The sequence below is a fragment of the Enterococcus sp. DIV0187 genome (assembly GCF_051713785.1).
GTDB classification, from domain to species: Bacteria; Bacillota; Bacilli; order Lactobacillales; family Enterococcaceae; genus Enterococcus_A; species Enterococcus_A avium.
Genome location: NZ_JBIOQO010000001.1, coordinates 2,789,076 through 2,815,119, shown reverse-complemented (window position 1 = coordinate 2,815,119; position 26,044 = coordinate 2,789,076). Strand labels below are relative to the sequence as shown.

Annotated in this window: 25 protein-coding genes; 23 read left to right on the top strand and 2 right to left on the bottom strand. The window is 41.6% G+C overall.

Annotated features, from left to right (window positions below; translation table 11 throughout):
• The first annotated feature begins 150 nt into the window (after positions 1-150).
• The 10 genes from IGI52_RS13785 to IGI52_RS13740 all read left to right on the top strand — a co-directional run bounded on the left by IGI52_RS13785 (position 151) and on the right by IGI52_RS13740 (position 10,598).
• Positions 151-1,455: an IS91 family transposase gene (locus IGI52_RS13785; RefSeq protein ID WP_438781589.1), complete on the top strand. Its 1,305-nt coding sequence runs from the start codon at positions 151-153 to the stop codon at positions 1,453-1,455.
• A gap of 43 nt (positions 1,456-1,498) precedes the next feature.
• The gene (locus IGI52_RS13780) at positions 1,499-1,633 is read left to right on the top strand and encodes a hypothetical protein (RefSeq protein WP_002302374.1); all 135 of its coding nucleotides are present in this window, start codon (positions 1,499-1,501) and stop codon (positions 1,631-1,633) included.
• Between the two features lie 172 nt (positions 1,634-1,805).
• Complete coding sequence (locus IGI52_RS13775) at positions 1,806-3,005, top strand: quaternary amine ABC transporter ATP-binding protein (RefSeq protein ID WP_016179351.1); 1,200 nt, start codon at positions 1,806-1,808, stop codon at positions 3,003-3,005.
• A complete protein-coding gene (locus IGI52_RS13770) occupies positions 2,998-4,722 on the top strand; it encodes an ABC transporter permease/substrate binding protein (RefSeq protein WP_016179352.1) in 1,725 nt (574 codons plus the stop codon). Before IGI52_RS13775 ends, IGI52_RS13770 begins: the two co-directional genes overlap by 8 nt.
• A 568-nt stretch (positions 4,723-5,290) precedes the next feature.
• Entirely contained in the window at positions 5,291-7,234 is a 1,944-nt protein-coding gene (locus IGI52_RS13765) for a BglG family transcription antiterminator (RefSeq protein WP_438781588.1), read from the top strand.
• Positions 7,235-7,708, top strand: coding sequence for a PTS sugar transporter subunit IIA (locus IGI52_RS13760; protein WP_016179354.1), 474 nt, complete (start codon positions 7,235-7,237; stop codon positions 7,706-7,708).
• A 13-nt stretch (positions 7,709-7,721) separates the two neighbouring features.
• Positions 7,722-8,006 (top strand): PTS sugar transporter subunit IIB, encoded by a 285-nt coding sequence (locus IGI52_RS13755; RefSeq protein WP_016179355.1) that lies wholly within the window; start codon positions 7,722-7,724, stop codon positions 8,004-8,006.
• 38 nt (positions 8,007-8,044) lie between these two features.
• Positions 8,045-9,415 carry a PTS galactitol transporter subunit IIC gene (locus IGI52_RS13750; RefSeq protein ID WP_016179356.1) on the top strand — a complete coding sequence of 457 codons (1,371 nt, stop codon included), beginning with the start codon at positions 8,045-8,047 and terminating at the stop codon, positions 9,413-9,415.
• A 29-nt stretch (positions 9,416-9,444) separates the two neighbouring features.
• On the top strand, positions 9,445-9,957 hold the full coding sequence (locus IGI52_RS13745; protein WP_016179357.1) for a hypothetical protein: 513 nt from the start codon (positions 9,445-9,447) through the stop codon (positions 9,955-9,957).
• Positions 9,951-10,598, top strand: a complete 648-nt coding sequence (locus IGI52_RS13740; protein ID WP_048720057.1) for a class II aldolase/adducin family protein — start codon at positions 9,951-9,953, stop codon at positions 10,596-10,598. Before IGI52_RS13745 ends, IGI52_RS13740 begins: the two co-directional genes overlap by 7 nt.
• 158 nt (positions 10,599-10,756) lie before the next feature.
• Here IGI52_RS13740 and IGI52_RS13735 read toward each other — a convergent pair whose 3' ends face one another.
• Positions 10,757-11,788, bottom strand: coding sequence for a zinc-binding dehydrogenase (locus IGI52_RS13735; protein ID WP_438781586.1), 1,032 nt, complete (start codon positions 11,786-11,788; stop codon positions 10,757-10,759).
• A gap of 188 nt (positions 11,789-11,976) precedes the next feature.
• On the opposite strand from IGI52_RS13735, the gene IGI52_RS13730 reads away from it, so the two are divergent.
• The 11 genes from IGI52_RS13730 to lpdA all read left to right on the top strand — a co-directional run bounded on the left by IGI52_RS13730 (position 11,977) and on the right by lpdA (position 23,657).
• Entirely contained in the window at positions 11,977-14,118 is a 2,142-nt protein-coding gene (locus IGI52_RS13730; RefSeq protein WP_207487755.1) for a BglG family transcription antiterminator, read from the top strand.
• Complete coding sequence (locus IGI52_RS13725) at positions 14,111-14,575, top strand: PTS sugar transporter subunit IIA (RefSeq protein WP_016179361.1); 465 nt, start codon at positions 14,111-14,113, stop codon at positions 14,573-14,575. The genes IGI52_RS13730 and IGI52_RS13725 overlap by 8 nt, the downstream gene beginning before the upstream one ends.
• Before the next feature lie 21 nt (positions 14,576-14,596).
• A complete protein-coding gene (locus tag IGI52_RS13720) occupies positions 14,597-16,009 on the top strand; it encodes a PTS galactitol transporter subunit IIC (protein WP_016179362.1) in 1,413 nt (470 codons plus the stop codon).
• Positions 16,002-16,280, top strand: a complete 279-nt coding sequence (locus tag IGI52_RS13715; protein WP_016179363.1) for a PTS sugar transporter subunit IIB — start codon at positions 16,002-16,004, stop codon at positions 16,278-16,280. The genes IGI52_RS13720 and IGI52_RS13715 overlap by 8 nt, the downstream gene beginning before the upstream one ends.
• A 96-nt stretch (positions 16,281-16,376) precedes the next feature.
• Positions 16,377-17,114 (top strand): SDR family NAD(P)-dependent oxidoreductase, encoded by a 738-nt coding sequence (locus IGI52_RS13710; protein ID WP_438781584.1) that lies wholly within the window; start codon positions 16,377-16,379, stop codon positions 17,112-17,114.
• Between the two features lie 9 nt (positions 17,115-17,123).
• On the top strand, positions 17,124-17,396 hold the full coding sequence (locus IGI52_RS13705) for a hypothetical protein (protein WP_016179365.1): 273 nt from the start codon (positions 17,124-17,126) through the stop codon (positions 17,394-17,396).
• Positions 17,397-17,943: 547 nt separating this feature from the next.
• Complete coding sequence (locus tag IGI52_RS13700; RefSeq protein ID WP_016179366.1) at positions 17,944-18,900, top strand: sugar-binding transcriptional regulator; 957 nt, start codon at positions 17,944-17,946, stop codon at positions 18,898-18,900.
• Positions 18,901-18,915: 15 nt separating this feature from the next.
• Positions 18,916-19,920 (top strand): thiamine pyrophosphate-dependent dehydrogenase E1 component subunit alpha, encoded by a 1,005-nt coding sequence (locus IGI52_RS13695; protein ID WP_016179367.1) that lies wholly within the window; start codon positions 18,916-18,918, stop codon positions 19,918-19,920.
• Positions 19,921-20,046: 126 nt separating this feature from the next.
• Positions 20,047-21,024, top strand: a complete 978-nt coding sequence (locus IGI52_RS13690; protein ID WP_016179368.1) for an alpha-ketoacid dehydrogenase subunit beta — start codon at positions 20,047-20,049, stop codon at positions 21,022-21,024.
• Positions 21,025-21,035: 11 nt separating this feature from the next.
• Positions 21,036-22,253, top strand: coding sequence for a dihydrolipoamide acetyltransferase family protein (locus IGI52_RS13685; protein ID WP_102866073.1), 1,218 nt, complete (start codon positions 21,036-21,038; stop codon positions 22,251-22,253).
• A 12-nt stretch (positions 22,254-22,265) separates the two neighbouring features.
• Entirely contained in the window at positions 22,266-23,657 is a 1,392-nt protein-coding gene (lpdA, locus tag IGI52_RS13680; protein ID WP_438781583.1) for a dihydrolipoyl dehydrogenase, read from the top strand.
• 87 nt (positions 23,658-23,744) lie between these two features.
• Here lpdA and proC read toward each other — a convergent pair whose 3' ends face one another.
• On the bottom strand, positions 23,745-24,557 hold the full coding sequence (gene proC / locus IGI52_RS13675) for a pyrroline-5-carboxylate reductase (protein WP_049221923.1): 813 nt from the start codon (positions 24,555-24,557) through the stop codon (positions 23,745-23,747).
• Positions 24,558-24,723: 166 nt separating this feature from the next.
• On the opposite strand from proC, the gene IGI52_RS13670 reads away from it, so the two are divergent.
• Positions 24,724-25,677, top strand: coding sequence for a helix-turn-helix transcriptional regulator (locus tag IGI52_RS13670; protein WP_311922366.1), 954 nt, complete (start codon positions 24,724-24,726; stop codon positions 25,675-25,677).
• Positions 25,677-25,985 (top strand): hypothetical protein, encoded by a 309-nt coding sequence (locus IGI52_RS13665; protein ID WP_049221924.1) that lies wholly within the window; start codon positions 25,677-25,679, stop codon positions 25,983-25,985. The genes IGI52_RS13670 and IGI52_RS13665 overlap by 1 nt, the downstream gene beginning before the upstream one ends.
• Positions 25,986-26,044: the final 59 nt, after the last annotated feature.

Here is a 26,044-nt window from a genome sequence, read left to right as displayed (position 1 = left end):
TGCTTCTTAGCATTAAGAGGGATCTCAAAGGAATCGTTGAGATTCTTTTTTTGACATTAAAGGAAGTATAACATTTTAAGAGGTCAAAGGATTGATACATCAATCTTTTGACCTCTTTTCATCTGGTCTTTTTCCTATTAAACTGGAGATATGAAACCCAATATTTTACACGCCATTTTCTTTGATGAATATCAAAACTGGGAGAAATTCAATCAAAGGTACACGAGAAGGATTCGATCCGTTGTGAAAAGAGAAGTGAAGAAGTTTCGCGATTGTGGTGACCTTAAAAAAGGTTATCGTCTATTTGTCTGTGAAGGATGCCATGATGTAAAGAAAGTGGCTTTTCGTTGTAAAGGGAAATTTTGTCCAACTTGTGCAACTGGGGAAAGTCAACGGTGGGCAGAGGTTGCGGCGAATGATCTGTTTACAGTGACGCATCGACACGTCATCTTCACGATCGATGAAGGTTTACGTGAGATTTTTCTGAAGGAGAAGTATCGTAAGGAGCTTTTAAAAGGATTAATGGATGAAGCTGCACGGATACTATTAGATTTTTTTAGAAAGCACCATATACAAGCTGGGGTTGTGGCAACACTCCACACCTTCGGTTCTCAGCTAGAATACAATCCGCATGTTCATTTAGTCGTCACCATGGGTGGACTGACGAGGGATGGAAAATGGAAGGACTATGACTATTTTCCGTTCGCAATGTTGAGGAAATATTGGCAGAATGCGGTCCTAAAGCTCATTCGAAGAACCTTATCCCAATGGGATAAGGCACGAGTCCAGCCGCTTTTACAAGCGGCGTACACGAAAAATGCAGAGGGTTTTTACGTGCATGCACCCAAAAGGAGCCGAACTTCTCTCAAAAAGATATTAGAATATATCAGTCGTTATATGAAACGTGGTCCCATTGCTTTAAATCGTATCCTTTTGTACGATGGGAAAATAGTGATGTTTCAGTATCATGATAAACGAACTAACACGGATAAGATAAAGACGATGTCGGCAGAGGAATTTATTGGTGCACTGATTCGTCATATTCCAGAGAACCAGTTCAAAACAATTCGTAGATACGGCATTTATAGTCGGCGGATCAAGACAATCATGAAAAAAGTATTAAGTAATTACCAGAAAGAGATTCAACGAATGCTTGTGAATGTGAAGAAAGCACTTAAACCAAAATCATGGTGTGAACGAATAGCCGAAGAATTCGGAGTAAATCCATTGGAATGTACTAGATGTGGCGAATATTATGAATTTAGTGGAGTTAGTGTGTCTAAAAATGGACGACTTGTAGTGAAATATGCGAAGAATAAAGAATCGGAACGATTCATGCGAGAGGAGAATAAAAAAATTGGGGAAGAAGCATCGAAACGTAAGTATGAAAAAGAAAAAGAAGCAGCTTTTAAAAAACTTCGATTCCAATGGAGTGGTTCATTACATTTGTCTTGAATGTGGGATAAAGGAAAAAATTCCAAAGGAAGTAGTTCAATTTTTGGATGCAGGAGATGTTGCATTTGATCCTGAGAACGCTCCGCAATTTGATTGCGAAAAATGTGGTGGAGAGATGTATCCAGAATACTATAAGAACGTACTTGGATACGAATTTAGAATCAGTGATCGACAATAAAATGATTTATCTAAACAAAAAGTCCTCAGGAGCGGTTTTCTCCTGAGGTTTTCTTACAGTGAATTTTGTTGAAATTAATGCTGATTTACTGAAAATTTTCTGCATCTCCTTTGACAAAGTGACCACATGGTGTTAGTGTTGTATGGTCACTTTTTTAAAAGGAGGATATTTTTTGAGTAAAGTTAAGGTAGAACATCTGACTAAAATATTTGGTAAGAAGCAACAACAAGCACTTGCAATGATTCAAGAAAACCGCGATAAGAATGAAATCGTGGCGCAAACAGGTGCAACTGTTGGTGTATATGACGCAAGTTTTGAAGTCGAAGAAGGAGAAATTTTTGTCATTATGGGACTTTCCGGCAGCGGAAAATCTACAATGATTCGTTTATTAAATCGTTTGATCGATCCAACATCTGGTGAAATCTATATCGACGGGAAAAATATTGCCCAAATGGATAAAGAGGCACTGCGGGAAGTGCGTCGCCATAAAATCAATATGGTCTTTCAAAATTTTGGCTTGTTTCCTCATCGAACGATTTTAGAAAATACAGAATATGGCTTGGAAGTGCGAGGTGTTCCCAAAGTCGAACGTCAGGCATTGGCTGAACAAGCATTAGAGAACTCAGGATTATTGACCTTCAAGGATCAATATCCAAATCAATTATCCGGTGGGATGCAGCAGCGGGTCGGCTTAGCGCGGGCTTTAGCTAATGATCCAGAGATTTTATTGATGGACGAAGCCTTTTCAGCATTAGACCCATTGATTCGTCGGGAAATGCAGGATGAATTATTGGATTTGCAATCGAATGTGCAGAAAACGATTATTTTCATTACTCACGATTTGAATGAAGCCTTGCGAATCGGTGATCGGATCGCTTTGATGAAGGATGGGCAAATCATGCAGATCGGTACTGGTGAAGAAATTCTGACTCATCCAGCGAACCAATACGTGCGTGACTTCGTGGAAGATGTCGATCGTTCAAAAGTACTAACAGCACAAAACATCATGGTTCCAGCATTAACGACCAATATCGAAGTTGATGGGCCGAATGTCGCGTTGAACCGGATGCGTAAGGAAGAAGTCAGCATGCTTCTAGCGGTTGATCGCAAGCGCAAGCTGAAAGGAAGTTTGACAGCGGAAAAGGCGCGGGAAGCTCGTAAAAATAACCTAACATTGAAGGACGTCATCGATAAAAATGTCCGACGCATACCAAAAGATATGCTGGTTACTGATATTTTCAATCTGATTTTTGATTCGCCAGCACCGTTGGCTGTCGTTGAAGGCGACCGTTTAGTTGGGGTCGTTATCCGCGGGAGTGTCTTAGAAGCGTTGGCAGATACAGAGACTGAAGAGGTGATTGCTCATGTTTAATTTTTTACAACAAGCCTTGCCCGTTGCAGATTGGGTTGAAGGATTTACTGATTGGCTAACAGGCACCTTTGCAGGACTGTTTTCAGCCTTGCAGCATGCTGGTCAATTTTTGATGGATGGGATGACCAATCTATTAACGATGATTCCGCCATTATTATTGATTCTTGTTTTGACCATTGCAGCCTTTTTCATCTCCAATAAAAAATGGGGATTGACGAGTTTTACGCTGATTGGTTTGCTCTTTATCTACAATCAAGGACTGTGGATCGATTTAATGAGTACAGTCACGCTAGTTCTTTTATCTAGTGTACTTTCTATCGTCATTGGGGTTCCCTTAGGAATCTTGATGGCAAAAAATGAGACAGCGAAAAAGATCATTACGCCAATTCTGGACTTTATGCAGACGATGCCTGGATTTGTGTATTTGATTCCAGCCGTTGCTTTCTTTGGAATCGGAATGGTTCCCGGCGTATTTGCTTCCGTGATTTTTGCTTTGCCGCCAACCGTCCGTTTTACCAATTTAGGGATACGTCAAATTCCGAAAGAATTGGTGGAAGCATCCGATTCATTTGGCGGAACCGGCAAACAAAAATTATTTAAATTAGAATTGCCGTTAGCCAAAAGCACGATCTTAGCAGGAATCAATCAAACGACGATGTTGGCTTTATCAATGGTTGTTATTGCTTCAATGATCGGAGCTCCCGGTCTAGGTCGTGGCGTATTGTCCGCACTGCAACGAGCACAGGTCGGAAATGGTTTTGTGAATGGTTTGGCGTTAGTAATTCTGGCTATCATCATTGACCGCTTCACTCAAAACATCAACAAACCAAAACAACAGGCGGCGGAAAAAATGCCGAAAACCAAAAAACGTAAAATCGGGATTGCGGCAGGTGTCGTAGCAGCGATCGTACTGCTTGCTTCTTTTGGCTTTGGCGGATCATCTAATGAAAACAAAGGCACGATCAATCTAACTTATGTGGAATGGGATACCGAAGTTGCTTCTACCCATGTCGTAGGAGAAGTCTTAAAAGAAATGGGCTACAATGTCAAGATGACGCCATTAGATAATGCAATTATGTGGGAATCTGTCGCAAAAGGAGAATCGGATGCGATGGTGGCTGCTTGGCTGCCAAATACTCATAAATCACAATTTGCTCAATATAAGGATCAAGTCGATGATTTAGGCGTCAATTTGAAGGGTGCCAAAGTCGGGATCGTTGTTCCTGATTATATGGATGTCAATTCAATTGAAGATTTGAGCGATCAAGCCAATAAAACGATTACTGGAATCGAACCTGGTGCCGGTGTAGTGAACGCGGCGGAAAATACGTTGAAGGCTTATCCAAACTTAGCTGATTGGAAGGTTGCTACGTCTTCTTCAGGTGCGATGACTGTGGCACTTGGCCAAGCAATCAAGAAGAAACAACCAATCGTAATCACTGGCTGGTCACCACATTGGATGTTTGCTAAATATGGGTTGAAATATTTAGAAGACCCTAAAGGAGCTATGGGTACGGAAGAAGCGATCCATACTATGGCTCGTAAAGGCTTGAAAGAGGATCATCCTGAGGCTTACAAAGTATTGGACAACTTCCATTGGACCCAAAAAGACATGGAAAGTGTCATGCTGGCAATCAACGAAGGGAAGGACCCTTCACAGGCAGCCAAAGATTGGATTAAGGACCATCAAAAAGAAGTTGATGGGTGGCAAAAATAATCATAATTATAAAATTGCTGGTCGCATTGATCAGCAATTTTTTTGTTAGAATTAAAGTACGGAACCGTTAATAAAAGGATGTAAGAGTAGTTACTCAACCAATTTAAGTAGAGAATCTGTCATGAGAATAAGGTCTTAAGATAACATAATTGTTTTAATGTTGCTTATAAAGATAGTGATTAGAGAAGTCACTGTACAAATAAAAGGTGCAGGATACAAAGTGTGAAATTTCCGAGGTGTAAACAGTTATAATGGAAAATCAGGAGAGCTGTTTCAAATAAATGCTAAGCAGTCTTTTCAGAAATATTTCTTGTTCATTAGTGTTTTCATGATTAATGATGAAAAAAGGATGCCTTTAAAGGATATAGAAAATTGATTAAGATGAATATAAGAAATAGTAAAGAGGTCGGTTCAAGGTTGCTAGTGATGCTTTTCTCAGTGATTTCGACAGGTTTAGCTATTCTTGAAGTTATTCTTTGTATTGAACAAGCAGTTTAGTAGAAGGATAGGACTTCTCAAAAAAGTTGAGAAAAATAAGCTGTCACCAAACAGACAAGGAGGTGAGAAAATGGATAAGAGTATGCGGCGCCGAAATCAATTACTATCTTTACTACTTTCTGAAAGCGATTACAAAACGACGGATTATTTTAGTGAGAAATTGGAAGTCTCAACTCGGACAATTTTGAATGACGTAAATTTTTTAAATCAGGAGTTAGTCAAAAAAGAGATTGAGATCGTCAAAGTGCCACGGCATGGCATCAAGCTAGTGGGTACCAAGGGAACTGTCAATCAAATCGGAGAGCTGGCAATTGAAAATGACGGGGATGTTTATGATGTATTGGGAAGAAGAGAAGCCATTTTTCGAAAGTTATTTATGCATTCAAAAGGACAATTACTAGAAGATCTGGAGAGCACGTTTTTTATTTCGGATTCTACGCTAAAAAAAGACCTAGACTATCTTCAGCGATATCTCCGCCACTTTGGGGTGAAAATTTCTCAGAATCGACGAAAAGTGGGGCTTGCTGGTGCAGAGGCCGATATTCAACAAGCGTATCAGAATTTTTTGATGACCAAGTTTCCAGATGCGTTACTTGTAAATAATGAAGAGCTGTTGATTCAATTAGAGAATTATTTCTCTCAGGCAAAGATTCAATTAGTCAAAGAAACTTTAGAGAAGTTTTCAGACATGTTTTCCAGCGATATTTCAAATAAATATTTTCCAGCAATTTTTCTTACATTTTTATGCTTACTGACAAGAGCAGAACAAGGCTGTCATATGACTATCGAAGAAAAGCAAAAGAGTGAGTTGGAAGATTTGGCACTTTATACGCAAACTTATGAAATTTGTGCCTTTATTTCCGCCAATAGTGCGATCGAATTATGGTACCCAGACATTTATCATTTATCCGAAACGTTGTATGCCATGAACTTGAAGCCATATTATAAATCGACTAAACGTTACAGCGACTGTTATCAAGAAGCAGTTGAAGAACTCATAGCAGATTTAGGGAATTTATTAAATATTGATTTTTCTGGTGATCAAGAGCTGCACGAATCCTTAATGAGTCACATTATCCCAATGATTTATCGTTTGCGACGCAACATTCTGATCAAAAATCCTTTTATGGAGGAAATCAAAAACCGTTATCTACTATTGTATTCCATGATGTGTTATGCCACCAGCAGCTTAGCTCAGCGCTTTTCGATTGAGATTACTGGTGATGAAATTTCTTTTTTGGTCATTTATTTCCAAGTGTCATTAGAACGTAAGTATGGCGTTAGTTTTCGAAATATTTATGTTGTTTTGTCTCGTGGATTGATTACCAGTGATTTGATTTATACAAAAATTCGGCGAATCATTCCCCACACGGATAAAGTAATTCAATTAACTACGAAGGAATTTGAGCAGGTGACGTTGAATTCAAATGACGTTGTTGTGACTACGGATGCCACTGTAAAGGCGAGAAATGTCGTGTACATTTCCCCAATGATTAAAGATGAGGAAATTAGTCGAATCGTTCATACCTACTATAAACGTTACCATGCAACCACAAAGGAGAAATCACAGGTCCGACACCAGTGGATCAATCCTGAACTTGTTTTTCTCCGAGAACAGGTAGAGAACAAAGAGGAATGTTTGAACTTCATGATCGAAAAATATCAGGCATTGGGAATCGCGAAGGAAAAATTTGGTGAATCAGTTTGGGTCAGAGAAAAATTAGGCGATACCAGTTTTTCAGTCAGTGTGGCAATTCCCCACGCCGACCCTAGTGAGGTCAATCAAACATCCATTGGAATTATGACCTTGGCTAAAAAAATCAATTGGGGCATCAACAATGTAAATGTCATTCTGTTTTTTGCAATTTCAGATACAGATATCGACGTGGCAAAGAGTAAAATCACAGGTTTGCTTGAATTCATCGAAAAGGAGGAGAACGTGGAGCAGTTAATTCAAGTAACGGATAAAGAGACACTATTGGAATTAGTGATGGGGGAAGGGAGTGCAATCTAAGTGGCTGACTTTTGGGATGAAATGTACTTAGACGAACATTTGGTAGATTTAGAAATAGAGGCATCAGATAATTTTTCAGCGTTGGCAGCATTAGCAGGCTGTCTTGAAAAAAATCAATGTGTGAATGGCGAATTTAGTCGAGCGATTCAAGAAAGGGAAAAAGAATTTTCAACTGGCCTGCCGCTTGAACATGTGGGGGTTGCGATTCCTCATACGGATTCTGAATATGTCTATAAGCAATCGATGGCAATCGGTATTTTAAAGGAACCCGTAATGTTTGAAATGATGGGGTCGCCTGAAGTCTTGGTACCAGTCAAGATCATGTTCATGCTGGCGATTAAGGAGCCGAAGAAACAATTGGAATTTCTCCAAGCATTGATCGATATGTTCCAAAAAGACGAACAAGTCTTAGCAATTGTTCAAGCAAAAACGGCAGCGGAAGCCGTAAAAAGAATGAAACAGAATCTAAATTAAGGACGTGGGAAAAATGAAAAATATCTTATTGGCATGTGGTTCAGGAATCGCGACATCAACAGCAGTGAACGGAAAAATCTCAAAAATTTTGGATGAAAATGGTTATAAAGGGCAATACAAAATTACCCAATGTAAGATTTCGGAAGCACCTAACAAAGCTTCCAACTATGATTTTTTGATCTCTACAACGGTGATACCAAAGGATTTGGACTGTGAATCTGTTTCAGGTGTGTGCTTTTTGACAGGTGTGAATACGAAACCGACGATTGATCGAATTTTAGCGTTGATGGAAAAGTAAGCGGCAGTAACTATTAGGAGTAATAAGGGGGAAGAATCATGGATGCTATTATTAATGTGTTTCAATTTATTCAGGGCTTAGGAGTATCCGTTGTAATGCCAATTGTGATCTTTATTATTGGCTGTGCATTCAGAACAGGTGTTGGGAAAAGTCTTCGAGCAGGTTTGACGGTAGGTGTTGGTTTTATTGGATTGAATTTAGTCATCAATTCGTTGTTAGGAACAAGTCTGTCGCCAGCTGTTCAAGCGATGGTTGACCGTTTTGGACTCAGCCTTTCAACGATTGATGTTGGGTGGCCAGCAGCGGCGGCGATTGCCATGGGGTCAACAGTAGGGCTGATTATTATCCCACTAGGGTTAGTTGTGAATATTGTAATGCTCTTTACAAATACGACTCAGACAGTTGACGTGGATATTTGGGATTACTGGCATTTTGCCTTTACTGGTGCTTTAGTTGCGATTATTACAGATACGTTGTGGTTAGGGATTCTGGCGGCTGTTGTAAACATGGTGATCATTATGGTTCTAGGCGATGTTACTGCTCCAGAGGTAGAAAAATCATTGGATCTGCCAGGGGTTTCACTACCTCATGGATTCACGACAGCCTATGCGCCAATCGCAATGGTCATCAACAAAATCATTGATATGATTCCTGGTGTACGCGATATCAATATTAATATGGACACTGTCCAACGTCGCTTTGGTGTTTTTGGGGAACCTATCTTAGTTGGAACAGTGATGGGGATCGTTATCGGGGCCATCGCCGGTTACGACATAACAAATGTTTTAACCTTAGGGGTTTCACTAGGTGCCGTATTAGTCTTGATTCCGAAAATGGCCGCTTTATTGATGGAAGGTTTGATTCCGATTAGTGATGCTGCCAGTGATTTTATTCAAGAAAGATTTCAAAATCGCGGGAAAATTTATATCGGATTGGATTCAGCAATTGGTGTCGGACACCCAGTGACATTGGCGATTTCCTTTATCTTAGTACCGTTATTGATTTTCTTGGCTGTTGTTTTACCTGGGAACACAGTATTGCCATTTGCCGATTTGGCTGTTATCCCATGGATGTTCGTTTTGATTACACCAATTGTAAAAGAAAATGGATTTAGAGGTTTGATTGTCGGGCTGGTCGTATTAGTATTCGGGCTATGGATCGCAACTGATTTGGCACCGATGATTACGACGGCAGCTAAAAATGTGAATTTCGAAATGCCAGAAGGAGCTTCACAGATTTCTTCTATCTGTGATGGGGCTAACCCATTGACTTGGGTGCTGGTTCGATTGAACGGTCTGGGCTATATCGGGACTGGAATTGGCGCTGTCGTAGCATTAGCGATGGCTGTCTGGAATCGTAACCGGATCAAAAAAGAAGCTGCACAATTACATGACGGAGGAGCTGCCTAAGTATTTCCTATGAAAAGGAGGAGGAACGAATGAAGCGATTTGAATACGATAAAACATTGTATTTTATAGATGTTCTTCTTACAGGAGTAGTCTCATTGATCGTTTTCCTTATTGCGATCGCCTTAATTGTCACGAATCGAATGCCTGCCTTGATGTTTTTAGTAGGGATTGTCGCTTTTTATAGCTTTTGGAATGCGCTGGTGGCCAGAGTAACGCCAAAAGAAGTGGATGTAACTGGCGATACGCTAATGCTTCGTTCTTTCAATCGGACGGATGACTATCATTTGTCGCAGCTTAAAAGCTTTAAAATCCGCGAATTTCCAACTGCAGGAAAAATGTACCTGCGAATGGATGGAGGCGGGCTGCTGAAGGGTCGCTATTGGTTGAATACGAAAAATTATAACGACGGACAGGAGCTATTTCGATTACTGCTAGATATGGAGTATGAAAAACATCCTGAATCGTTGAAGGCGCGTGCTAGAAGGGTCAATACTGAATACAATACTAAAGTCAAAAAGAAAAAAGAGGCAAGCGGATGTTAGAAAAAGAAAAAGCAGAAATTATTGCTGCAGGCGTAAAATTGGATCGCTATGGTCTGATCTCTTTATCCGGCGGAAATGTCAGTGTGCGAATCGATAAAGAAACGCTACTGGTGACTCCTAGCGGGATGATGTATGAAGAGATGGTCCCAGAAGATGTCTTGGTGATGGCACTTGATGGAACAATCATCGAAGGTACACGTCGTCCAAGTGTTGATACAATCGCGATCCGCTACATTTTCCAAAAGATGCCTGCGGTTAATGCGGTGATCCATACGCATCAGCCCTATGCGACTGGGATCGGTTTAGTAGTGGATCGCATCGATTGCGATGTTACAACACTTGCCAATACAGCAAAGGGGCATGTCAATGTGGCACCATATAGCTCAGCTGCCAGTATTGATATGGGCTATGCGGTAGTGGATCATATTGGTGATCAATTAGCTGTCGTGTTGAAAAATCATGGTGTTGTAACCATCGGCAAGAGCTTGAAAGAGGCGTTGTATGCGGCCGTCTACTTAGAAGAAGCCGCGAAAACATTGTATGTCGCTCATTCCTATGGCGGGAAAGTCGCCAAACTGAATGAGGAACAGATCCAAACGGCAGTTGAAGTCTTTAAAGATTATGGACAGGTGAAGGGCTAAAGAATCAGCTGTTATCATGAGAATTTGGATTTTATGTTGAAGGGACGATTGGAAGACACTTTATTGTGAACTGTCTGCCGAAACTCGGCAGGCAGTTTTTGTGTCTTCTTCTTTTCATTTAACCAACTTGTCGATTAATCAGGAAAAACTTATTGGGCTCACTCAGGTTTCAGCAGAACCTTTAGTTCTTCTCCGTTCATCGCCAACTCAAAGGCTCTCTCCCACTGACTCAATGGCAGAATTTTGGTGATCATTGGCGTGAGATCGACATTTGAGGTCTCTAGCCATTCAAGCGACTTGTACCAAGAGCTTGGTTTTTGAGTTCGTGATCCGATTAATTGAATCTCTTTGTTCAATAGTAAGCCCATATCGATGGGAACAGGATTTTTTGCGAAGAGCCCTTCTTGGATAACTGTTCCCTTTTTCTTAACAAGCTCCAATGCCTGTTGAAGTGCTTGCGGACTGCCGGAGCATTCAAACACTTGATCAAAGCCTAAATCGTTAGTCGCTTCTTTAATGAGCGCTTTTAGTTCTGTTGTTTGACTATCAATAACGTGTTCAATACCGAGTTCTTGAGCTTTTGCCAAACGACTGACATCTTTCGTAATCCCGATCAAAGTGACTTCCGAACCTAAAGATTTTACGACTAAGGCGAGTAAAACTCCGATGGGACCAGGGCCAAAGACCGCGATCTTTTCACCTGCTTTAATGGTGGTTTTTTCCATTGCGGCATGGATGCAGCAAGCTAGTGGCTCCAATAGTGCAGCGACTTCATTCGGCAGTGAGTCCGGCAGGTGATGACAGCGATTGGCTTTTGCTGAAACAAGCGTTGCGAAGCTTCCATCGACTTGTGTCCCCAGCCCTTTTCGGTGACTGCAGAGATTGAATTCTTTCTTCAAACAGTAGGGGCAAATTTCACAAACTTCATAGGTTGTCTCACTAACTATCCGATCACCAATAGAAAAATTTGTTACTTTATCTCCTTTTTTATAGACTATACCACTAAACTCATGTCCGAGAGTTAATGGTATTTTTTTGTTATATTCTCCCTTTAATGCATGGATGTCTGAGCCGCAGATACCACTATAAATTACTTTGATTATAATTTCATCATCTTTAATTGAGGGTGCTTCTACATCGCACAATTCTACATTCCCAAAGCCAGCTGATAATTTCCTCAATGCCTTCAATTTAATATCCTCCTTGATTGTTTATTAGTTAGAAGTTGTTATTAAAAAAGTTTTTGTTCTCTGTATGCCAAGCCTATCATAGATGTTTAGTAGCCATCTATCACAATTCTTTTGAGAAACGAACAAAAAGGATTGGTCTTGTGAAATAATAGGAGGCAGATACAATTAAAAGTGTAGAGGTGATAGTAATGAACAGAAGGATCAATAAAATTTTATTGGATATTTTGCACGAAAAGGAAGATTCATTGGTGAACTATGCCAAATTGTTTGATGTCTCTGAGCAGACGATTCGCAACGATATTAAAGAGATCAACTTTCAACTGGAAAGTAATAATGGAAACAAAGCAATCTATTTGGAGGATGGTTTTTTACAAATACCGAAGGAGGTTAATCTAAAGGAATTATTCAAAACCTATGCGTCTTTCCAACACTATCATTTAACCCTCGATGAAAGACGAACGATTCTCGCGTTGCTTCTGGTCACAAGTCATGATTATGTGACAACTTACTATCTTTCTGAATACCTCTTAGTTAGTCGTAATACACTTGTTAGTGATATAGAAGCATTGAAAAAATGGTTTGTTAAGAATAATTTGGTTTTGCTTTCCCATATCGGAAAGGGCTATAAAGTGGTTGGTGATGAGCTTGATATTCGCTCGGCAATGACCAAGCTAGTGATTTTTAATGGACTATTCGATTATGGCTATGATTACGCTATGGGATGGGAAAATAATATTTTCCAAAATCTTCTGTTAGAAATCATTGATCCTGATACGCGTTATCAGGACGTCAGTCAACTGTTAATGGAAGCAGAAAAAGAAGAGCAGCTCCAATTATCTGATTTTTCTTATCAAGAAGTGATTTGCTATTTAATTATCATGATCGAGCGCATTAAATTTGAGCGATTTATTGAGGCATCTGACATGCTGGAGGAAATTCGGGAGAGCTCAAAATCCAGTTTTGCTCAAACGATTCTGAAAAAAATTGAAGAACGCTTTGCTATCACAACAACGACTGGGGAACTGGATTACTTGATTTCGGTGCTGCGCAGAAAAAGCTACATTAAAAACAATGGACGCAAGATTGATTCGATTGAGATTCAAATTTTGATCAATGAGTTTATTTTCAACTTGGCCAGAGAAATGGATATCAAATATTACTTGAATAGTGATCTATTTGATCTATTGGAAAATCATTTGAAGCTTCTGATCTACCGTCTTTCATTAAATGATAGCGTTACCAATGTTTTGTTTGATGAAATCTATCAATCATATCCCGAGATGTTTGAAATCGTTAAACGTAATTTGCATAAGATCGAGGAGTATTTAGAGGTTGAGATTCAGCAAAATGAACTCTCTTTTATCGTTATGTATGTGATGGCAATTGTAGAAAACAGCAACCATACGCAATCAAAAGGACAGGTTCGGCTACGCATTGTATGCAACTCTGGCAGCGGCACCGCTCAATTGATCAAAGTGAAATTATTATCAGCGTTTCCCCAGATTGACGTTATTTCAGTCGATTCGTCTCATGTACTGCAAAAGATTCAACCTGAAGATCAGGATTTGATCGTAACTACTGTTCCGCTGCAATTTGATCAATCACCGGTTGTCCTCGTAAATCCAATTCTGACAGAGCAGGATATCATTCGCATTCAAAAAGTTTTATACAAAATCAAACCGCGCCATTTTATTGATCAAGAATATTTACTTACGAAGGAAGAAGCAATGATCGAAGACTTCTTGCCGATCATTCAGAAATATCTTGATGCCGGAGAATATCAAAGTTTTCTAGGTGATCTTGAGTCCTTTAATCAACTAAATGAACGCCTGTCAACGGAAACGCAAGAAATCAATCGATTAACCGCGATTTTAACAATTGATCGGATCGCACTGGATCAGCAGTGCAACTCCTGGCAGGCAGCAGTAGAAAAGGCAGGCAATCTGCTCCTGCAGGATAAGCTGATCACCCAAGAATACATTGATGCGATGATCCAAATGGTCGTGGAGTTCGATTCTTATATTGTCATTTCACCGGGAGTGGCGATTCCTCATGCCGAATTTTCCCATGGGGCCAAAAAAATCGGCGCTAGTTTTATTCGGTTAGCAGAACCTGTTTCCTTCAATCATCAGAAAAATGATCCGGTAAAATATGTGATTGCTTTTTCTTTACCGGAGGGTGTCTCAATCGGAACGTGTTTGTATTATTTTACGGAAATATTAGCAACGGAAGATTTCATATCCGTGATGGATCAGTGTCAATCGGAAGAAGCGATCATGAACCAGTTAAGAAAATTAGAAGATAAAGTGATGGGATTTCCTTATGAATAAACTACTGAGAAAAGAAAACCAAAAGTTTTTATATTATTCATTCGATGAGGATGATAAAGAGACGCTGCTCGCTAAAATGAGTGAGGTGTTGATTGATGCGGAGTTCGTTCATCCAAGCTATCAACAAGCCGTTATTGAACGGGAACGTATCTTTCCCACCGGTCTACCGACAAAGGGAATCAATGTCGCAATCCCTCATACAGATTCGATTCATGTTAAAAAAGAGGGCTTTTTAGTGGGAGTATTAGAAAAGCCGGTGACCTTTGAAATGATGGCCAGTAAGGATGTTTTTTTAGAGGTGGAGCTTATTTTTATGCTGGCAATTAAGCAGCCGGAAGACCAATTAGTCATGCTGCAAAAGTTGATGCTGTTATGTCAGGACGAGCAAAATCTACAGTTACTTAAGGCAAAAGAGAAGGTTGTTGAGGTGGAGCAATTATTGAAGACCATTCAGTGATAAGTACAAGGAGGAGAAAAAATGTTAGATATGCTTAAAGCAGGAGTGAATTATATCTTAGACCTTGGTGCGGCAGCGATGTTGCCGATCATCCTGACTATTTTTGGTGTGATCTTAGGGCAAAAGCTAAGCAAGTCGTTTCGAGCAGGTTTAACGGTTGGGATTGGTTTTACCGGATTAAATCTAGTGATTGGCTTACTATCAGATTCCATCGGAAAATCCTCTCAGGCGATGATTGAACGTTTAGGATTGCAGTTAGATATTTTAGATGTTGGCTGGCCGATTGGTGCAGCGATTACCTTTGCGACACCGATTGCAGTCATTTTAATTCCTGTTATCTTTATTTTTAATATTATATTGCTGCGTTTTAACCAGACTAAAACAATGGATGTGGATTTATGGAATTATTGGCATTTGATTTTTCCAGGGGCGATGATTTATTACGCGACAGATTCGATTTGGATTGCCATTGTTTGTTCTTTAGTAAATACCTTCATTATTTTCAAACTAGCCGATTGGACAGCACCAGCGGTAGAGCATTTCTTTGGATTACCGGGAATTTCACTACCCCATGGAGAGACGGTCAACTTTGCGCCGCTGACTTATGCGTTGAACCGACTATGGGATAAAATTCCAGGCATCAACAAAATCGATATCAATGCAAAAAATCTAAAAGAACGTTTGGGTATTTTTGGCGAACCGATGATGATCGGGTTGGTCCTAGGTGTTGGTATGGGTTTACTGGCAGGATATGATTCACAGGCGATTATCCAGTTAGGCGTGCAAACATCTGCGGTAATGATCTTGATGCCGAGAATGGTTGCTCTATTAATGGAGGGTCTAGCACCGATTGCTGAAGGTGCGAAAACCTTTATTCAAAAGCGTTTCCCAGGAAAAGAGGTTTATATCGGGTTAGATGCGGCGGTTGTAACAGCGCATCCAGCGATTATTACCGTAGCACTGTTAATGGTACCGATCACGATTTTATTGGCGGCGGTGTTGCCATTTAACCGACTGTTGCCATTTGCTGATTTGGCGGTGTTGCCGTTTACTGTGATTTGGTCTGTGGCCGCTTCAAAGGGAAATATTTTCAGAGGATTGCTGAATTCGATCGCTTCGATTTGTATCGTTTTATTCATCGCGACGAATTTAGGTGCATTGACTACAACAATGGCCCATGCGGTAGGCTTTGCCTTTCCTGAAGGTGCAACGATGATCTCAGGGATCGATATGAGCTCCCACATTACTTTATGGATCATGTTGAAATTGATCGATCCATCGAATCTGCCGGCCTTCATGGCAGGCGCCATCGCTTTAGTGATGTACGGTGGACTATGGTTCTGGACGCGAAATGACATCAAAAAGCAATATGGAATCCCAACAGGAAAAGACGATCCTGACAATACAGTTAAAGGAGCCGAGATGAATGAATAAAAAACATATCTTAATTGCTTGTGGAACGGGTGTTGCCACATCAACGGTCGTATGTATGCGAGTAAAAGAGGAATTGGAAAAAAATAATATTCCTGCAACGGTTGAACAATGCAAAGTAGCTGAACTGCCGTCAAAAATTCATGGGGCTGACTTAGTTGTTACTACTACAGCTTATGAAAGTGATGATATTCCTGTGATTCGCGCATTATCCTTTTTAACAGGTGTAGGAATCGAAGCAGATGTGCAAAAAATCGTGGATATTTTAAGCTAGGAAGTCAATGATTTTTGTACAGAAGCGTGTCTAGCTTAATGACCAGCTGGATAGTTTTGTACGGAAAAAAATTTAAAATGAAAAAGGAGCAGACCTATGAAAGGGAAAGTTGCGGTAGTCACGGGGGCTGCGAAAGGCATCGGAAAAGCCATTGCCAAAAAATTTGCAGAGGCTGGAGCATTTACAGTGATTTTGGACTTCGACCAAACGAGCGGGGAACAAACCGCGGCGGAGTTCTCGCAAGCCTTCGCTGAAACGCTCTTCATTAAGACAGATGTCTCAGATCCCGAGTCATTGAAGGCTGCCAGTGAGCAGGTGGTGGCGTATTTTAACCGTCTTGATATTTTAGTGATTAACGCTGGGATCAGTTATCTGCATTCGATAAAAGAAATTACGATCGCGGAGTGGCAGCGTGTACTACGAATTAATTTGGATGGCTCCTTCTATACACTGAAGGCATTCTATGAGCATTTTTCCGACAATGAAGGGAAGATCATCTTCATTACCTCCGGTTCAGCCATCACAGGAACTGGTGGTGGGATGCATTATGCTTCCTCAAAAGCCGGACAGCATGGATTAATGCGAGCAGCTTCGAAAGAGTTTGGACCGAGAGGAATTAATGTCAATGCCATTGCTCCACGAGTGATTCAGACGGATATTTTAGATACACTTTATCCTGATGAGGAAAGCCGACAAGAGTTGTTGAAAAAGATTCCGATTCAACGTATCGGACAACCAGAAGATATCGCCAATCTGGCATTGTTTTTGGCAAGCCCGGAAAGTTCCTATATTCATGGACAGATTATTTTAGCAGACGGTGGACGAACCTATTAAGGAGAACATATGAAAAATATTTTAGTTGTTACAGGTACCTCAGAGAATAAACGCAATTTTGCAGTCAATTACATTGAGTCTTTTATGAAAGACAAAGGGCTGACTGTTAGCGTGGAAGGAAAAAGTATTTACGATGTAACGGAAGTAGCAGACGGAATCTCAGCGATCGTAGCAATCGGTCAGCCACAATTTACGACGGATGTTCCAATTATCGATGGCACAGCCTTTATCACAAAATTTAATATGGATACCTGTTGCCAGCAACTGCTGGAGAAAATTTAAGCGGCGCAATTTTTGATTTCACAACAAAAAAGCAGCTATGATTCTTTCATCCTTTCATGATTAATGATGAAAAAAGGTTGTCTTTAATCAGGAACAGGCATCCATTATGATAAGGATGAGAAGGAGAACTAGGACTTCCTGAAGAAGTAAGGGCGTTATGCTTGGTGGGATTAACTGCCTAAAGTTTAAATGCTAATACCTAGATGTCATTAGGTTCTTATCGTGTATTAGAAATAAGTCATAGTGAAAATCCTCCTTATTGGTCTGGTTTCATCCAATAATTTATGGTTTTCACTATGAATTTTTTTATCTGCTCTTAGATAAATGCCGAAATAAAGAAGTTTGTGAAGGTTCGTGACATTTGTTACGGAAATCGCGTCGTTGGAACATTTTGTAAAGATGAGCTTGTGAATAAAAACATTTGTTGAAAGCGTTGACTCTCGGAGTAAAGCCTCTTATGATGGCATTATAACATATGTTAAATATAGGAACATATGGTAATGGTTGGACGTAATTAAGAAAGATTCGCCTTAGGAGGGAATAAAAGATGAGTTATTCCGACGACGCACGATTACTGACGGAGATTGCTTCAATGTATTACGAAGAAGGCGCCAAACAATCGGAGGTTGCAAAAAAGTTCAATATTAGCCGGTCGCTGGTCTCTAAGTATTTAGCAAAGGCGCGTTCCCTAGGATTGGTAGAAATAATTATTCATGATGATCTGGTTCACCCCTATCGCTTGCTAGAGGAGAAGCTGGTAGAAAAATTTGGTTTGACTGAGGTGATTTGTATTGCGCCGGCAGCGGCTGAAATGTTGAATAAACGGATCGGCATCGCGGCTGGAAAATACTTGTCGCGAATCTTAAAAGGTGATGAAACTATCGGCGTTTCTGCCGGGATGGTCGTTCATGAGGCGGCTCAAAATTTCCTGCCGAAAAATCAAATGGAAAACATTCGTTTTATTCCATTGGTTGGCGGGTTAGGTCAGGAGCATACAGCGTTACAGGCCAATGTGGTTTGTGAAATATTTGCCCGCAAAAGTGGCGGAGCGGTGCTAGAGCTCCATGCACCAATTACGGTAGATTCAGCTGAAGCGAAAAAGGTATTCATGGCACAATCCTTTATCAAAAACGTGTTTGATAAAGGCAAAAAAGCAGATATCGCATTAGTCGGAATCGGCGGGTTACCAGCCTATTCCACTATGACCAAAGCATATTTGCCGAATGAAGAGGTGCCATTAAGAAAGGAATTATCTGCTGGGAATGTCTCGGGAGATATTTGCTACAACTTTATTGATGAGGAGGGAAAACTTGCGGATTGTACGTGGAATGATCGAGTGTTAGCGATCAGTTTGGCGGAATTGAAGAAGATTCCAAAACGTATCGGTGTGTCTGGCGGCAAAGAAAAGGTTAGCGGAATTCGTGCAGCGTTAAAAGGCAATTTAGTCAATGTGTTGATCACCGATGAAGAGACAGCGAAAACGTTACTAGACGAAGATAAATAAAATGGAGGCGCATAAATGATGACAGCAACGAAAAACATCTCGATTCCAAATCGAGCAGGTTTGACGGATGAAAACTTAGTAGAGCTTTATCGCACAATGTGGGAAATCCGTTTCTTTGATGAGAAAGTCGATCAGCTCTTTGCAAAAGGCTTGATCCATGGGACGACTCACTTAGCGGTGGGTCAAGAAGCAACAGCAGCAGGTAGCGGAGCGGTTTTGAGAAAAACGGACTGGATCACCGCCACTCACCGCGGACATGGACAAACGATCGCAAAAGGAACGAACATCAATGAAATGATGGCAGAACTATTCGGCCGTACCACTGGAACCAACAATGGGAAAGGCGGTTCGATGCACATCGCTGATTTGGATACTGGAAATCTAGGCGCAAACGGAATCGTTGGCGGCGGCTTTCCAATCGCGACCGGTGCCGCATTAACGTCAAAACTGAAAAAGAATGACACGGTTGCTTTGGCGTATGCTGGCGACGGTTCAACCAATGAAGGAAGCTTCCATGAATCATTGAACTTAGCTTCGATTTGGTCGTTACCAGTAGTCTTCTTCATTGAGAATAATCAATACGGAATGAGCGGACCATTTAAAACTATGATGAATGTTGATCGTTTGTCAGAACGGGCGAAAGCCTATGGCATTGAGGGCATTACGATAGAAGGAAATGATGTCATTGAAGTCATCAATACTACCTATGACGCGGTTGAAAAAGCCCGTCGCGGAGAGGGACCGACCTTGATAGAGGCCATGACCTATCGCTGGAAGGGCCATTCAAAATCTGACGCGAAGAAATACCGTACGAAGGAAGAGGAAGAGGATTGGCGCAAAAATCGCGATCCAATTAAACTGGCTCGTGAAAAATTTGTAGCGGCGGGAATCTTTACTGAAGAAGAAGCGGAAGAAATTCGTCTAGCTGCAAAGCAAGCGATTGAAGATGCAGTGACTTTTGCAGAAGAAAGCCCAATGCCGGCGATCGAAAGCATGTACGAAGACGTTTATTCAGACTAGAGGAAATAGGATGCCAGTTTTACTTCTTGCTTTAGCAAGTTAGTAAAATGGTATGCGTGGTGAGAATCAAACTTATTTTTCTTTTAGAAAAATAAATACGTTAATACGAAATAGGAGGAGCAGAAGATGAGAGAAATCACTTACGCGGAGGCTGTCAGAGAAGCAATGTCTGAGGCGATGCGGGAAGATCAAGATATTTTCATGTTAGGCGAAGACATAGGCGTTTATGGTGGCGCTTTCGGTGTAAGCCGCGGAATGGTGGAAGAATTTGGTGAAGAACGAGTACGCTCAACTCCGATCTCTGAGTCAGTGATCGCTGGAGCAGCAGTTGGTTCGGCTATGACTGGAATGCGTCCGATTTTTGAGATACAATTTTCAGATTTTATTACGATTGCCTTGGATCAGATTGTCAATCAGGCGGCAAAAATTCGTTATATGTACGGTGGGAAAGCGAAGATTCCATTGGTAATGCGGACGCCTGGCGGTTCAGGAACAGGAGCAGCGGCGCAGCACTCGCAAAGTTTGGAAAACTGGACAGCTCATGTTCCTGGGCTAAAAGTCATTCAGCCAGCGACTGCATATGACGCGAAAGGTCTCCTACATGCGGCGATTGAAGACAATAATCCTGTGATGTTTTATGAACATAAGCTTTGCTATCGAACGAGTTCTGATGTACCGGAAGGCAAATACACGATTCCTATCGGTGTAGCGGATATCAAACGCGAAGGTTCTGATATTTCCGTTGTAGCAACTGGAATCATGGTGCATAAAGCGTTGGAAGCTGCAGATATTTTAGCAGAGGAAGGGATTCAAATTGAAGTCGTTGATCCACGGACCTTGGTGCCGTTAGATAAGCAAACGATTATTGACTCAGTGGTTAAAACCGGGAAAGCGGTCGTTGTGACGGAAGCCGTGAAGCGCAGCGGGTTTAGTGCGGAATTAGCCAGTGTGATCGCTGAAGAAGAGTGCTTTGATTTCTTAGACGCGCCCATCATTCGTTTAGCCGGAAAAGAAATTCCAATGCCGTATCATCCAGAGCTTGAGAAAAAAGCTGTACCGCAAGTAGAAGACATTGTTGAAGCTTGTCGCGGATTGATGGCATAGGGGGGATAAAAATGGCGAATGAAGTATTGATGCCGAAGTTAAGTTCCACGATGGATGTTGGAACGATCACGACGTGGCTGAAAAATGAAGGCGATTCTGTGGAGATCGGGGAAGCAATTTTTGAAGTGATGACCGATAAAATCGCGATCGAAGTGGAAGCCTATGATGAAGGAATTTTACTCAAAAAATATATTGGCGATGGGGAGAGCGCTCCAGTAAATTCTGTAATCGCCTACATCGGTGAAGCTGGGGAAGACGTTCCTGCGGAAATGCCGAGTGGTGAAGCTGAGGCGGCAGTTGAAGAAGAGCTTGAAAAGGCTGCCGAAGCGGTAGCGGAGCCAACGCAGGAAACAGCCGCTGCAACGACTAAAGTTCGGGCAACACCAGCAGCGCGGCGGATTGCCAGAGAAAAGGGAATCGATTTGAAAAAGGTTCAGGGGTCTGGCCCGAAAGGTCGAATCCAAGCAATGGACGTGAAGGAATATCAAGAACCAGCCACAGCTGCTGCATCAAAAGCGGCAGCGACAGAAGGCGAGCTGATTCCTTGGAGCGGCATGCGTAAAGCTATTGCAGACAAGATGTCAGAGAGCAAACAGACGATTCCGCATGTCACCATGAATGCTGAAGTTGATTTAACTAAAGTAATCGAACTGCGGAAGCAATTATTGCCAATGGTAGAGGAACGTACCGATCAACGATTATCCTTCCTAGAGATCATCGCAAAAGCAGCAATGGTGGCATTAAAGGCATATCCTGAATTTAACGCACATGCGTATAAAGAAGGAATTAAGCAATTTGATCAGGTCAATCTTGGTGTTGCGGTGGCCGTGGACGCAGGATTAGTGGTGCCAGTCGTAGAGCAAGCCAGTCAAATGGGCTTAAGCGATCTGACAGCAGCGGTCAAGGCTATGACAAAGAAAGCTCGTGAAGGTCAATTGATGCCAGCGGAAATGAGCGGCGGCACCTTCACTATCAGCTCGTTAGGCCGCAGCAAGGTGCAAACCTTTAACCCAATCATCAACTTGCCAGAAGTGGCGATTTTAGGTGTTGGTGGAAGCTACGAAAAGCTTGTTGTTGAAGATACGCCAGAAGGACCACAAGTAGCGACAATTACCGCGTTGAATCTTTGCCTGTCCTTTGACCATCGAGTGGCTGATGGCGCACCAGCCGCAGCGTTTTTAAGTATGATCGTTGACCTGCTGGAAAATCCAATGAGTTTGTTGCTGTAGAGGAGGCTGACCATGACGAAAAAGACAGATACAGTCGTAATTGGCGCCGGACCTGGCGGTTATGTCGCAGCCATTCGCGCAGCACAATTAGGACAAAAGGTGACTGTAGTAGAAGCAGAGCATATTGGCGGCGTATGCTTGAATGTCGGATGTATTCCTTCGAAGGCCTTGATCACTGCAGGTCATCGCTATCAAGAAGCACAGCATTCTGACTTTCTAGGCTTGAGTGTGAAGGAAGCACAGCTGGACTTTACGAAGACGCAGCAGTGGAAGGATCAGCAGGTTGTAAAAACACTGACTTCCGGCGTTGGTATGCTCTTAAAGAAAAATGGTGCAGAAGTTATTATGGGGCGGGCCACATTCACAGGTCCGCAGAGCATGAGGATCACAACGAAAAATGGTGAAGAAAAATTAGAATTCAAACACGCAATCGTGGCAACCGGCAGCCGCCCGATCGAAATTCCCGGCTTTACGTTTGCCGGTCGGGTGCTGGATTCCACTGGCGGATTGAACCTAAAAGAGATTCCGAAGAAGCTGATCATTATCGGCGGCGGGATCGTCGGATCGGAGCTCGGCGGTGCCTATCGTAATCTAGGATCGGAAGTCACGATCATTGAAGGCAGTCCGAATATTGTACCGAATTTTGAAAGTGATATTTCTGAGTTAGTGGCGAAACGTTTCAAGCAAAATGGCGTAGAAGTCTTTACGAATGCGAAAGCCAAAAAAGCTGTTGAAACGACAAATGGTGTGGCAGTAGAGTTTGAAGTTAAAGGTAAAACCCAAACGATCGAAGCAGATTACGTGATGGTAACAGTCGGGCGAAGACCGAATACCGAGAACTTGGGCTTGGAAAAGGCTGGAGTCAAACTGACGGAGAGAAATCTAGTCAAGGTAGATGAACAATACCGAACGTCTCAAAAAAATATTTTTGCTATTGGTGATATTGTTGAGGGCTTAGCACTTGCTCATAAAGCAAGCTATGAAGCGAAGGTCGCGGCAGAAGTCATCGGCGGGAAAAATGTCGCTAAAGATTATCGCGCAATCCCAGCAATCTGTTTTACCGATCCAGAAGTAGCAACAGTCGGTTATACGTTGGCAGAAGCCAAAGCGGAAGGGTTCAAAGCTAATACGGCGAATTTTCCGATGCAAGCAAATGGCCGCGCGTTATCCTTAAATGCGACTGAAGGTTTTGTCCGCTTAGTGTTTGAAGCGGAGACGGAGCTAATTTTAGGTGCCCAAATCGTCGGTGTCAACGCCAGTGATCTAGTGGCTGAGATCACTCTGGCGATCGAATCTTATCTGACGTTAGAAGATATTTCGCTGACGATCCATGGGCATCCTACATTATCCGAGATGGTGATGGATGCTTGTGAAGTTGGGTTAGGCTTGCCGATTCATATGTAAAAAAGGTTATGCCGGAAAAAGTTGCTTCTTAGGGAATATATAAAACAGGTGTCTTTCTCAGTTTTGAGAGAGACACCTGTTTTTAGTCTATTTCTTTCCTAATTCTTCATCTTTACGAATCGTAGCATCGATTCCCTTAATCACTGTTGAGATAAAGGCGTTGTCTTCTAGTTCAACGATTCCAGCGACGGTTGTTCCGCCGGGTGAGCTTACGCGGTCGATTAGCTCCCATGGATTTTCTTTACTGTAGGCTAAGGTCTCGGCACTGCCTAGAACTGCTTGGGTTGCCATTTCTAGCGCGATATTTTTTGGCAAGCCATTTTTCACCGCTGCACGAGCAATCGAATCAATAAATAAGAAGGTGTAAGCAGGTGAACTGCCAGCGATCGCTGTGAAGATGGAGAAATATTTTTCTTCTAGCGGCCAGGCTTTGCCGACTGCATTAAATAGATCAATGATCGTTGCGACGTCTTCTTTTGTGGCACTTGGATTTCCGCAAACAGCCGCTGCACCTTCACCGACCATCGCATTCATATTCGGCATGACACGTACAATTCGAATCGGTTGATCCGTTTCAAATACTTCATAAATAGCCTCGGTGCTTGTTCCAGCAGCAATAGAGACGATCAATGGATCATTTTGCAGGATTGCGTCTTTTGCCTCTAATAAGACTCCCTTAATAACATTTGGTTTGACCGCTAAAATTAAGGTGTCGACTGTTTTAATAACTTCTTGCGGATCACTAAGTGCATGAGCGCCGATTTTTTCGGCGAATGCTTGGACTTTCTCTGTTGCGATATCATATAAGTAAATGTTTTCTGGTTTGCTAAAGCCTTTTTGAACCATTCCTTCAACAATTGCAGATGCCATATTGCCGGCACCAATAAAACCAATTTTCATTGTACATCCTCCTTGTTTTTAATCCGTTTAACTGCGGAAAGTGTTTGAATCAAATGTTTAAAATACCTAAACATGGTACAATCAATAAAGAAATTATATGCTTATTGAGCCTTATTTAAAATAGTGTAGACAAAGAAGAAAGTGTTTGATTCTAAGGTGGGATAAAATGGAGGTAACAAAAGCGCAGTACACCAGCTTCTATCAATTTCTAAAAACATTGGATTGCTACTTAGTTGGGGATGGTCAGATGAGTGATGAGGTTCAACGCTTTGCTGATAATCCGCAGCGGGAAATCGCGGCTTTTGTAACAAAGGAGACAAGGGATCGGATTGAGATTCCTACTGGTTTCATACGTATATTGTACGTGATGAAAGGAGCTGTGTCTGTTAGGATTGATGGTTCAGAAAAGGCGTTGAGGACTGGAGGATTGATCATCGCCAATGAGGGCACGATTCTTTCCTATCAGGGCAACTTAGAAACGGAAATCATTGCTTTTTATTTTAAAGCAGGGTACTTTACGGAATCGCTTTTAGGACAGTTTTTTGAAGAGCCGCTGCTTTATCGTTTTTTTGTTGAAGCTTTGAGTGTTGAATTGAATGATGTTCCACGTTTTTTGATTTATGACTTTGCGGAGGTAACGGATGTGCATTTTTACGCGCTGTTACTGCTGAAGCAAGTGGTTAAGATGGAATACTTTAACAATAAAGTGACCAAATCTGCATTTGTTCTTTTGATCGTGGAAATTAGTCAAGCAGCACCCGAACGGCTGATCGCAAAGGACAACTTTGTATCGAATGGACAATTAACAGAGGAGATTTTAACCTATGTCGATGCTCGGTTAGAACAAGTGACCTTAGAGGAGGTGGCTCAAAAATTTCATTTTCATCCGAATTATTTGTCAAGTCTGTTAAAGGAAAAGACGGGGCACACATTTACTGAGCTTGTTTTGTTTAGAAGAATCGAACGCTGTAAAAGCTATTTGGAGCAAACAGATCTAACCATTCAAACAATCATAGAGCGCTTGGGGTACAAGGATAAAGCCTTTTTTTATAAACGCTTTAAGCAGCTTGTAGGAGTTACACCGCGCCAATACCGAAAAATGCGAGAGGAAGAAAACTAATGTATGAAGACCTTTTTGACGACGTTCATTTGACTGTTGTTGAGCAGCCGATTGACTGGGTAGGGGAATTGCCGCTTTATCGTGGGCACATTAAGGAGTTGCCGTTTATCACAGGAGAAGGACCTTCGAAAAAAGCGATGTATCGCCAGTTAGCAGAGCAATACCAGGAATATGCAGCCTTGAATCAGGTGGAGGATAAAGAGGAAGATATGACCTCTTCATTATTAACACCGGAGCAGTTACTGAAATATTATGATGGTGAGACCTTCGACGGTTTTTCTTTAGGTGATTTATTAAAGGACGAGTAAAGCAAGTTTGTATACCTTTTCAATGATTTCCGCTAGACTAAAAAGAAAAAGGGCGTGAA